The sequence below is a fragment of the Methylorubrum podarium genome (genome assembly GCF_022179745.1).
Classification (GTDB): Bacteria; Pseudomonadota; Alphaproteobacteria; order Rhizobiales; family Beijerinckiaceae; genus Methylobacterium; species Methylobacterium podarium.
Genome location: NZ_BPRD01000144.1, coordinates 1 through 12,679, shown reverse-complemented (window position 1 = coordinate 12,679; position 12,679 = coordinate 1). Strand labels below are relative to the sequence as shown.

Genomic DNA, 12,679 nt, shown 5'->3' with positions numbered 1-12,679 from the left:
GCAATGTCGGCGGCACGACGACCGGGCGCGTCACGCTGACGGCCGGGCGCCGCGACATTGCTGTCGAACTCGAACTCGTCGCCGCTGACGCCGATGCCGTCGCGCGCGTTGAGGACGATCGAGCGGGCGCTGACATTGGCGCCCCCGCTGCCGCCGGTGACGGGAGCCGAGTCGATGTCGCGCGGGTTCGTCAGGTCGCCGCCGTCGAGGATCGAGGCCTGCGCGCTGAGGACCACGTCGCCCGTCGTGGTGATCGCCACCACCCTCAGGTCGGTCGCCGTCTCGGTCAGAACGATGGCGCCGGTGGCGCTCGCCCGGACGGTGCCGGTGAGCTTCACCTCGATGGCGTCGGCGCCCACATCGGGGGTATTCGCGTTCGGACCGGCCTTGCCGATCGATCCGGCCGCCTTCAGGGTCAGATTGCGTGCGGAAATCTTGGTGGTGTCGGTCCGGACGCCGTCGAGGATGCTGCCCTTGTCGGCGGTGAAGACGATATCCTTGCTCGAGAAGGCGGATTCCAGCTTCAGATCGCCCTCGCGGGCGGTGACGTAGATGTTCTCCGCGCTGCGGACGGCGAGCGTGCCGGTCAGCTCGACGCCGAGCGCCTTCTGCGCGCTGCCGACCGCACCCCGGCCGCCTTCGAGGATCGTGTCGCCGCCGCGGACATTCGTGTCGGCGGCGCCGCCCCCGTTCGCGAGGCCGTTGTCGCCCTTGAGGCGGATTTCCTTGCCCGCGGTGGAGGTGACGAGACCGACCGTCACCGCCGACGGGGTGGTGATGAAGATCTGACCGCCCGCGCTCACGTCGAGCGATCCGGCGGTCTCCAGCACCACCGCCTTGCGCTTCTGGATCAGGAGCTGGGTGACGAGGTTGAACGGATTCCCGGCGTCCTTCACCGATTGGAACACGACGAGGTTGCGGCCGACCTCGGCCGTCGGCGCCAGCTTGCTCGCGGTGAGGTTGCTCGTGTCGAGGACGAGGGTCGCCCGGGTCGCCTTCGCGATCTCGTAATAGGTCTCGGCCCCGGTCGCGTTGGCGGTCTTCACGCCGAACGCGCCGGCAAGCCCGATCCGAAGACCCTGCTTGAAGCCGTCGGCGAGGAAGCTGGCATCCCGGTCGGACAGGACGCGGTTGATAACGGTGACGCCGCCGGTGGCCGCGGTCGCGCGCACGCCGACCTCGACAGTGGCCGCGAGCCGGCCGTTCAGGCCGCCCGTGGTATCGAAGAGCTGGCCGGCCTCGAGGCGGATCACCCCGCCCGCGATCGCGGCGATCTTGAACACGTTGGTGGCGATCGCCGTGGTGTTCGTGGTGTCGCCCGCGATGAAGAGGATGTCGCCGACCTTGTAGAGGGAGGCGTCCCAGGTGCCGCTCGCGAGGGTCAACACGCCCTGGTTCGTCGCGTCGTCGTTGCTGAAGCTGACGTCGACGCTGGTCGGGGCGGCCTTGAGGCGATCGACCGACATGGTCGCCGAGGCGCGCGGCGCCTCGCTGCTGACCGCGACGCTGGCCCCGAAGGTGACGTTGCGGGCGATGCCCTCCTGGAAGCTCTTGCCGCTGGTGAAGGCGACGGTGATCACCGTGTCCGTGACCGACACGATCTTGAAATAGGCCCTGGTCTCGGCGGTGGCGTTCTGCGTCAGGCCGCCGATGAAGAGCGTGGCGTCGATGAGCTTCCCGTCCTTCGTGAAGGCGGTGAGATCCCACAGGCCGCCATCCGCACGGGTCACGGTGCCGGTCGTGCCGTTGTTGGCGAAGATGACGCTGGCGGTGATCGGCGCCTTCGTCAGGAAGACGAGGTCGCTGCGCTCGGCGGCGGCGAGGTCGATCTGCTGGTCCGTCGTCATGCGCGGCGCGCCGGGACCGACCGCGATCAGGGTGGTGCCGCTGGTCGAGCCGACATTGTTGGCCGTGACGAGCGTGACCGAGCGGCCCTTGATGATCGGGCTCTGGATGTCGATCACGGTGCTGGGCACCTCCTTGAGGAGGCCCTGCCCGACCGCGCTCAGCAACTCGTCCTGCGTCCAGCGCTTGATGCCGGCATTGATGTCGTCGGCGGTGGCCTTGTCGACGAAGAAGGCCGGCGCGTCCTGCTTCTGCGCGGTCAGGGCGTTCTCGCCGTAGGAAGCCGGCAGGCTGTTGAGGAAGCCGTGGAGCGCCCGGTACTGCGCCGTCAGCGCCGCCCCGCGCGCATCCTGGGCCGCCTGGCGGGCGGCCGTGATGGCCGGCGAGCTGGCGGTCGCGGTCTCAGCCGCCGCGGCCGTACGGGCCGCGCTCACCGCATCGAGGAGCGCCTGCCCGGCGAGCCGGGGCGCGAAGGACGCGTTGTAGGTGCCCGGGTCGATCTGCTGGTTGCGGTAGCTCCAGTAGGTCTCGTAGCGGGCCTTGTCCTGATCCGACCGCCCGTCCACCAGCGACGCGTCATAGGCGTCGCCGAGGCTGCCGAACTCGGCGTGGAGCTGCGCGTAGGCGGCCTTCAGCGCGGTCTCGGCCGCCACGACCTTCTTGGCGGTTTCCGCCTGCAGGAAGATCTCGCCGAGGCTCTGGAACTTGGCCTGGTCGGCGAACTGCACGGCCAGCGCGGTCCGCTCGGCACCGGTGATCCGCACGGTGCCGCCCGCGTCGGCACTCGCCTTGTACTCGCTGTAGAGCTGGTAGGCCGTGACGAGCTTCGGCAGGTAACGATCGCCGAAGCCGGAATAGAGCGCGCTCAGCTTCGTGTACTCGGCCTTGCGCGCATCGATCGTGGCCTTGAGCTTGTCCGCGACGTAGTCGTCCTTCGCCGCGCCGCTCAGCGCCGTGCCGGTGGCATCGGTGCTGAAAAGGCTCGTCAGGTCGTCGATTTCGGCGGTCGTCAGCGTCGGCGAGCCGTTGAACAGCGCGTTGCGCAGCGTCCAGTACAGGTTGTACTGCGTCGCGAAGCCGTTCTGATCCCCCTTGGCGATGCCCGAGAAGATCGCCGAGAGCTTGGCGAACTCGTCCGCGCGGGCCTCTTGGACGGCCTTGACCCGACCGTCGATGTAGGCGTCCTTGGCGGACCCGGTCAGCGTGCTTCCGGTCGCGTCGTTGCCGAACTGCGTGCGGAGTGCGTCGCGCTCGGCGGTCGTCAGCGTCATCGCGCCGTTGACGCGGCTGGCCTTCAGCACCTCGTAGCGGGCGTAGGCCGTGTCGTAGTCGACCGTCCCGGCCGTGAAGCTGCCGAAGGTCAGCGCGAGGTTCCGGTAGTCGATCGTCCGGGACGCCTCGACCTGCTGGAGCTGATCGACGACGTAGTCGGTGAGCGCGCTGCTTCCGAAGATCGCGTTCAGCCGGGCATGATCGGTCGCCGCCGCGCTCGCGAAGATCGCGTTCAGCTTGGTGTACTCGGCCGCGCGCGCGCCGAGCGTCGCGTTGATCTTGTCGGCGACGTAGCTGTCCTTCGCCGCGCCGCTCAGCGCCGCGCCGGTGGCATCGGTGCCGAAGAGGCTGGTCAGGCTCGCGCGCTCGGCATTCGTCAGCGCGGGCACGCCGTTCACCAGCGAGCCGCGCAGCTTCAGGTACAGGCTGTACTGAGCGGTGAAGGTGCTCTGATCCCCCTTGGCGACGTCGGAGAAGAGGGCCGAGAGCTTGGCGAACTCGTCCGCGCGGGCCTCCTGGACGGCCTTGATCAGACCGTCGATGTAGGCGTCCTTGGCGGACCCGGTCAGCGTGCTTCCGGTCGCGTCGCCGCCGAACTGGGTGCGGAGCGCGTCGCGCTCGGCGGTCGTCAGCGTCATCGCGCCGTTGACGCGGCTGGCCTTCAGCACCTCGTAGCGCGCGTAGGCCGTGTCGTAGTTCGAGAGCGCCTCGAACGCATCCGCCGCCAGCGTCGCGCCCCGCGCCTCGGCGTCGAGCGCCGTCGTGTAGAGCGCCCGGATCTCGGCCTCGCTCAGGCGCACGTTGCCGCGCGCACTTTCGATCTGCGCGATCTGCGCGGTGACGCGGGCCACCAGCGGATCGCCGGAGATCGGCGCCGCGCGGGTCGCCGCCTGGATCTTGGCCAGGACCTCGGCCGTCGCCGTGACCGTGTAGCCCGCATCGAAGGCGCTGCCGTTCGCCTGCGTCCCGCGGATGGCCCAGTAGGTCGCGTAATCGCCGGCGAGATCGGCGTGATAGACGTCGCCGAAGCGGCCGTACTGCGTGTGCAGCGTCCGATACTGCGCGGTGCGGCTCTGCTCGATCGCCGCCACGGCCTTGCCGACATAGTCGGTCACGGCGCTGCCGGTGAGCCCCTTGCGCGTCGCCTCGTCCCGGTAGAGGGACTGGTAATACTGCAGCTCGCCGGACTGGCTGCTGAGTTTCACCTCGAAGCCGGCGTCGTAGACGGCGGGGTTCGCCTGCTGGTTCCGGTAGGACCAGTAGGCGTTGTATTCGCGCTCGCGGGTGCTCTCGAAGGCGCTCAGCGTCGCCTTGAACTTCTCCTCGGCTGCGCTTCCGGTGAGGGCGAGATCCTTCCAGACGCCCTTGATCAGGTCGGCCGCCTTGCGCTCGTCGCGCACGACGACGTCGTTCACGTTGAGCAGGCTGCCGCTCGACACCTGCACGACGACGTCGCCGCCGGCGGTGAGGCTGTTGAGGCGCAGGTCGCCCGCGGTCTGACGGATCGAGACGTTGCCGCCGGCCAGGATATCGACCCGGTCGCGCTGCGTCTGGCCGCCCTTGAGGTTCAGGATCGTGCTGCCCGTCACGTCGCCGGAGCCGACATCGCCGGACTTGGCGGCCAGCGTGATCACGCCGCCGCTGATCGAGCCGGCCTTGCCGGCCGCCACGACGATGCCGGGCGCCGAGACGAGCGTGACGTCGCCGCCGCTCGCGCTGACGGTGTCGATGGTCAGCGCCGGCAGGCCGACGTTCTGGATGTAGACCGAACCCGCCGCCGAGGCGCTCAGCACAACCGGCGCGGTGTAGCTCCGCTTGCCGTCCTTGTCGGTGCTGAAGACGCCGTCGATCCGCAGCGCCTGCGCATCGGCCGCCGCGATGACGCCCGTTCCGGAGGCGTCATTGCCGAGGACGGCCGAGCCCTTGCCGATGCTGCCCGCCCGCGAGGTGAGGCTGACGGTGGCGGCGGAGATCGTGGCCGCGTCGTTCATCTGCTCGATCGAGCCGACGGCGTCGATCGTCACCTTGCCCGAACTGTTGACGATGCCGTTCTTGATCAGGACCTTTCCGGCGCCCGTCGAGGTGATGCGGATGTCGCCCGTATCGGAGCCGTAGAACGACACCTGGATCGGACGGTCGGCGAGGATGTTGGCCGTCGCCGTCGTCTCCCGAGGCTGCTCTCGCGTCCACTCCGTGTAGTACGTCTTCTTTCCGTACCACGTGCTGGTCTGCCAGGAATCCGTGATCCTGGGAGCGCTGTATCCGGAGAGGTTGGTGACCTTGGGATTGTTGATGGTGGGGAAGGTGTAGGCCGCGTCGTTGCTGACATCGAGATAGTAATAGGTCCCCGACGCGAGCATCGTCACGTCGCCGGTGGCAACCTCCTTGAAGCCCTGGATCTTGGCCGGATCCTTCGCCAGCGCGTCGATGCCGAGCCAGGACGAGGTTCCCGTCACGGTCTTCTCGTACTTGGTCGACGTCTGGCCGACCGCGTAGGCGTAGCGCCAGCCGTCCTTGGGCGTGTAGGTCGCGGTGCGGCCCGTCACCGTCTGGTCGGGGGCACCGGCGACCGTGGTCGGGTCGCCCTTGCCGTCGTTGTAGATCGTGCGGACGAGCGTCGAGACCGCGTTGTTGCCGGCGCTGTCCTTCGTCGAGCTGTAGGACGTCCTGCGGTAGCGAACGTTGGCGTCGGAATAGGCCAGGTCGTTCAGCACCACGCGGCCGGCGCCGCGGCTGCTGTTGTCCAGCTTCTCAAGGACGACGTCGTATTTCGACCCGTTCTCGATGACGATGTTGGAGTAACCGGCGAGCGCCTCGATCCGGCCGGTGCCGTTTCCGGTGTTGAGGATGTTGCCGGTGATCTCGACGTAGCCGCCGTAGGTCACGAGCTCCTTGACGATAAGCTGCTCGTTGACCGTGTCGAGCTGGACCGTGAACAGCCCCTCCTTCGACAGGCGGCTGAGCGTCATATACGGCCCGGTCTTGTTCGCCAGCGCCGCCTCGATCTCACGGATCGCATCCTGGTCGATGGTGATCTTGTATTCGGAGACGCCGCTGCGGATCAGGCCGTTGATGTTCACGTACTGCGCGTTGATCGAAATCTGGTTCGCCTGCAGATTCGGCTCGCCGGACTTCACCGAGAGCCTGGCGACGATGTCTTCGACCCGCGAGGGCGCGAAGCCGTCGGAGACGAAGGCGCCCTTCACCTGGGAGTAGGGCGTGCCTCCGACCTCGTAGACCGACTTGTCGCTGATCGAGCCGGCTCCGCCGACCGACGCGGAGCCGCTGGCCTTGGACTTGTTTTCCTTGACGATGATGCGGGCGCCGGCATCGACGAAGAGGTCGCCCTTGCTGGTCGCCGTGAGGATGGCGTTCGGCGCGGTGATCGCGCCGGCGATGATCAGGGCACCGGCCGGGATGTCGGTCCCGTTCGGAGCGGTGGTGACGCCCAGGTTGTTGACGATGGTGATGGTGCTGTCGGGCGCGTTGGTGAAGCTGCCGCCCGAAGCGATCCGGGAGAACGCGACGCTGCCCGGCGTATAGCCGTCCTCCGCCGCGCTCTGGGCGTTGATGTCGTTGATCTTCTTCTTCGCCTCGGCCTCGCTCGCCAGGGAAACCTTGACGCCGTTATAGGTCAGGCCGCCGGAGGATTCCGGCATCGTGATGCCGCCGATCCGCAGCGAGGCGGACGAGTTGTTCTCGATCTCGACCTTGCCCTTCTCCTTGGCCTCGAAGGCGCCGCTGCCGCTGAGGTCGTCCGCGAAGACGGCGATGCGTCCGGCGCCCGCCGTGAAGGCCCCGATCGTGACGACCTGGACCTGCTTGAGCACGGCGCCGACGCCGGCGATGCTCCCGTCGCTGTTGTAGAAGATCTCGGCGAGCCCCTGCGCCTTCAGGATGCCGGCGATGCGGATGACCTCGCCGTTGTAGAATTCCTGCAGGCCCGCGTCGCGCGTGTACTCCTTCTTCTTGGCCATCGCGTCCTGCAGGGCCTCGATCAGGCCCGAGCGCTGCTGCTCGGTCCCCATCGCGATGGTGATCGGCAGCCGGGGCGCCGTCAGGAGAGCGGTCGCGCCGCCCGTATCCTGGCTCAGGGTGAAGGTCTTCGGCGTCGTGCCGTCCGTGACGAAGTTGCCGTTCGCGTCGATGGCCTGGCCGCCGAGATAGATCGTGCCCGTCAGGATGGTCTTACCGGCCGCCTCTCCCAGGACGTAGGTGTAGCCGTTCGCCTGGTAGGTGATCGGCGTACCGGCTTGGTTGCCGAGCTGATCGAGAACGATTCTGATGTCGCTGATGATGCCGGTGCGGACCGTGCCGTCCATGATGACGCGGCCGATCGAGGAGGTCGTGGCGTCGCCCGCCTGCACCGACTCGGGGTTGCCGCCCAGCAGGCTGTCGACGGCGCCGGCGAGCGCCGTGGTCCAGCTCGTGCCCTTCGCCTTGGCGTCGGCGCCGGCCATGCCGAACCAGTTGGTGTTGAACACGGCGTCGCCGCCGGTCTCCAGCAGGGCGCCGGACCGGACCGTGATGGTGTTGGCCTGCTTCAGGTCGATGTTGGCGCTGATCGACTGGATCGGGATCGCGCTGCCGGCGAAGGTGTCCGTGCGCGCCGAGAGGTCGTAGCGGTCGTCGCGCAGGTCGGCCTGCTTGCCGGTGGCCAGGGTCAGGTTGCCGTAGACCTTGGCGTGGACGCCCATGCCGACGGTGACCGCATTGTTCGGCCGCAGCGTGATGTCGGTGCCGCCGGTGGCGACGGTCGCCCCGCCGTAGGTCTCGGTGTTCGCGATGATCGCGGCGGTCACCCGCGTGTTCGCGTTGGCGGTGAGATTGCCGAGCGTCAGGATCTCCGCGTTGTCCCCGAGGGTGATCGTGGCGTCGAGGCCGGCGCCGTTCCGGCCGGAGAGCGAGGCGGTGGCCCCCGCGCCGGAGAGCGCGCCGGCGGTCTTCAGGACGACCTTGTCGGAGACGTTGACGTCGTTGAGCGCCGAGAGCGTGACGTTGCCGTAGGCGCCGGTGAAGCGCGTGGTCTCGAGCCTCGCGCCGGTGCCGACGGTCACCGCCGTGGACAGGCCGAGTTCGGTCCGGCTCGTCGCCCCGGCGCCGCTGGCGAGGCCGCCGGTGCTGCCGTCGATGTTCGGGCTCGACAGGAGCGGCTTGAGCACCGCGTTCCGCGCGCTGCCGGTGATGTCGTAGGCGAGGATCGAGGCGGCGGCGCCGACCGCGGCGGTCGCGGCATGGGTGACGGTGTTGGTGGACTGGGCGCCGCTGCCGGCCAGCGCCCCGTAGCTGTTGGTGGTGATCTGCCCGTTGGTGGTCGCGGTGTGGTCGGCGTTCAGGAAGAACAGGCCGCTTCCCGTCCGGCCGGTGATCAGGTCGACCTTGGCGCCGCTGCCGAGGGTCGCGGCGGTGCTGCCGCCCGTCGTCGTGGTGGTGACGGCGGCGGCGCCCGAGACGAGGCCGCCCGAGCCGGCGGTGCCCGCCGCGAGGTTGTCGTCGGCCCCGGTCGCCGTGAGCGAGAACGAGCCGGCGCGGATCGTGTCCGTGGTGGTGACGGTGGCCGCGGTCTGCGTCGCGGATTCCGCCCGCGAGACCGTCGCACCCGCCGCCACGAGGCCGAGGCTGGCGCTGTTGGCGTTCGACCGCTGCTGCGTCGTGCTCGACGCGGCGAGCGACACCGCCCGCGCCACGTTGAGCACGGTGCCGGTACCGAAGCTGGCTGTGATCCGGCTGGAATTGGTCGCCTCGGTCACCGTGGAGTTGATGCCGATCAGGCCGCCGACCGCGCCGGTCGCCTCGGCCTGGGCGGTCGGGTTCGCGCCGCGGGCGAGGCTTGCCAGCACCGTCACCGTGTTGGCGGTGAGGCCGGTGGTGTCGGTGGAGGCCGCCACGGTGGCGGCCACGTTGGCGAGCGCGGTCGAGGCGCCGACCGCCGCGGTGCCCGCATTGATGCCGGTGGCCCTGGCATAGGCGGTCGGCATCGCGGTCGCCGTGACGACGACGTCGTCGGCCGCGATCGTGCTGCCCGAAAGCTTGGCCTCGACCGACGGCCTCACATCGACCTTGGCGACGGAGCCGCCGGCCGCCAGGGCCAGCAGGCCGCCGGCCACGGAGATGCCGAGCACCTGCGAATCGACCGTGGTGGTGTCGCTCGCCTGGACGGAGACGTCGCCCGCGGCCGTGACCTTGCTGTTGTAGATACCGGCACTCGTCGTGCTGGTGACGGTGTCGCCGGTGCCGGCGCCGCCGCCCGCGACGGCGACGCCGAAGACCGCGGCGTTGCCGGCCATGGCCGCGGCGCGGGAGCGGCTCGTCAGGCTCGCGTTCTCGCTCGCGGTGACGCTGACCGCGCCGCGGGCGGTGAGGCCGCCGGATCCGCCGAGATTCCGGACAGCGGCCGTGACGCTGTTGGCGATCACGTTGTCCGCCGCCGCGACGGCGAGGGAGAAGGAGGCGCCGCCGAGGAAGCCGAAGGCGGCCGCGACCGAGGCCGCGCCGGTCTCGACGGCGAGGACCGAGCTGTCGCGCGCGGCGACCGTGACGTCTCCCGCCGTGATCTTGTCGCCCGCGCCGTCGCCGTCGATCGACGCGCTCACCAGCGCGCCGATCCGGTTGTGCGCGCCCGCGCCCGCGCCGGCGGCGCTGATCGCGACCGCGCCTCCCGAGAGCGCCACGGAGCCCGCCGCGACCGTCGCCCGGATCGTCTGCCCGGAATCCGCCGTGACGGCGAGCGTGCCGCCGGCCTCGATCGTGGTGTTCTTCGACAGCGCCTCGATGACGAGGCCGCCCGATTGGGTCGTCTTGTCCCGGCCGTCGATCGTCTGCGTGATGGCGCTGCCGATGACGTTGACCGCGACGCCGGTGCCGATGCTGGCGCCGACCGCGACGCCGCCGATGCTCGCGCCGGCGGCGAGCGCCGCGACCTCGGCCTCGATCCGGCTGTTGTTCGCGGCCGCGACCGCGACGTCGCCCGCCGCCTTCAGCCGGGCCTCGCTGACCCGCGCGCGGGTGGTGCCGCCGATCATGTTGGTGGCGACGGCGCCGCCGCCCGCCACCGAGACGGCCACGCCGCCGCCGGAGAGGGCCACGGCGGCCGCGGCGACGCGGGCGCGGATGCTCGCGCCCTCGACGGCGGAGGTGTTGGGGTCGTCGGCCGGAACCTGCGCCGAGACGCGGATCGCGCCGGTGCGCCCGGTCACGGTGGCGCTGTCGATCCCGGCGGTGACGGCGTTGTTGATGACGTTCAGGGCCGTGGCGACGCTGATCGAGGGGGCGACGCCGACGCCGCCGCCGGCGGCGGCGACGGCGGCCGCGCCGACATCGACGCTGATCGCGGAGCGGTTGGTGGCGAACACCGTCACGTCGGCGCCGGTCACGCTGGTCGCGGTCCCGGTGATCGCGGCGTTGGTGGCGAAGCTGATCGCGTTGCCCGAGTAGCTGCCGGAGCCGGCCACGCCGACGGCGACCGCGGCACCGGTGACGACGACGGAGGCGGCCGCCACGGTCGTGTCGATGGTCCCGGCCGAAGTCGCCGTCACCGCGACGGCGCCCTGCGCGTTCGCCACCGTGTCGGCGATGACCGCCTCGACCTTGGCGCCGCCGTTGGTGTCGAGGGTCGGCTGGTCGAGCCGCTGGCCGCCGCTGACCGTCGTCCACTTGCCGATGATGTTCTGGGCGCCCGAGAGGCCGATCGCCACCGGAACGCTGGCGATGCCCGCGCCGCCGCCGCCCGCGGAGAGCGCGGCCACCGTGGCCTTGATCTCCTGGCTGCTCGTCGCGCCGACGCGCAGTCCCGCGCCGCTCGTGACCCGGTTGAGGGCCGTCTGCCCGGCCGCCTTCTCGATGGCCGCGCGGGTGTTCGTGGTGATGATGTTGACCGCCCCGGCGCCGCCGCCGGCGACCCGCACGTTGGCGATGCCCGCCCCGCCGACGCTGACGGAGGCCGCCGTCGCGATCGCCTGGATCGAGCCGCCGCTCTCGGCCTCGACCGAGAGGTCGCCGGAGGTCGAGGTGACGCCGGTCTCCGCGTTGCGGATGATCGCCTCGACGGTGTTGCCGACGATGTTGGTGGCCTGCGACAGCGACACGGTGACGCCGACGGCGGCGACGCCGGCGCCGCTGCCGGCGATGCCGGCTGAGCCGACGACCGCCGTGATGCGGGACGTGTCCTTCGCCGAGAGCGCGATCTTCGATGCGCTGACGCCGGCGGCGCCGTCGCCGTCGATGAAGGCGCGGGTCGCCACGGCGATGAGGTTGGTCGAGGCGACGCCGGCCCCGGCGACGCTGACGCCCGCCGCGCCGCCGCCCTGGATCGAGGCGGAGACCGCCGCGACGGCCGACCGGATCGTCTGGTTCGAGGTCGCGGTGACATCAAGCGCGTTGTCCGAATCGACGCTCGCATTGCTGAGATAGGCCTGGACCGGGGCGCTGTCCCCGAGGGTGACGTCGCGCTTGTCGCCGTTGCGCGCGACGGACCACGAGCCGATCCGGTTCTCGGCCCCGCCGATGCCGACCGAGACGCCGACGCCGGCCGCGCCGGCGCCGCCCGCCGCCGCCGCGGCCGCGGTGATCAGGGCCTGGATGTCGGAGGCGGCGTCGGCCGTGACCGCCGACTTGCCGCCCCGCACCGTCAGACGGCTGTCGGCGACGAAGGCATTGGTCCCCATCGTGATGACGTTGAGCGCGCCCGCGCCGCCGCCGCTCACCGAGACGCCGGCCGCGCCGCCGCCGCCGATCGAGACGGCCGCCGCCGCCGAGGCCGCGCGGATGCGCGCGCTGCTGCGGGCGCCGACCGTGACGCCGCCGCTGCGGGTGGTCAGACCGGCATCGACGTTGGCGATCGAGGCCTGGACGCCGCCCGCGATGTTGTTGATCGCCAGCGCGAAGCCGACCGCCACGCCGACGCCGGCCGCGCCGCCGCCCGCGCCGGAGAGCGAGGCGGCCCCGGTCACCGCCGAGATCTCGGCCGTGTTGGCGGCGGTGACCGTGACGCTGCCGGCCTTGATCCCGGCGCCCGCGCCGGTCCCGTCGCCGTCGATCGTGGCCGAGGTGATTACGCCGATGGCGTTGGCGGTGACGGAGCCGGCCGCGGTCACCGAGACGCCCGCCGCGCCGCCGCCCTGGATCGCGGCCGCGGCCGCGATCACGGCCGCGGAAATCTTCTGGCTCGCCGTCGCCTGAACCGTCAGGGCCCCGGCGACGTCGAGGATCGTGTTCTTCACCGAGGCCTGCACGGCCACGGCGCCCTTGTCCTTCAGCGTGTCCTTGCGGTCCGCATCCGCGCCCTCGCTCAGCCACTCGCCGATCCGGTTCTCGGCGCCGCTGACGCCGAGCCCGACGCCGACGCCGGCCGCGCCGCCGCCACCGCCGGAGGCGGCCGCCGACGAGATGATCGCCGTGATCTCGGACGACCCGGTCGCGGTCACGGTCAGGCCGCCGCCGCCCGCGGTGGTGATCCGGCTCGCATCCACCGTGGCGTTCACCGAGCCGAGGATGCGGTTCGACGCGAAGGCGCCGCCGCCCGAGACGCCGACGCCGGCCGCGCCGCCGCCCGCGAGGCCGACGC

1 protein-coding gene is annotated in these 12,679 nt (G+C 70.9%); it reads right to left on the bottom strand.

The features are described 5' to 3' along the window. The coding region (locus MFF42_RS07705) for a beta strand repeat-containing protein (RefSeq protein WP_507763104.1) at positions 1-12,679 on the bottom strand (12,679 nt) is incomplete at both ends.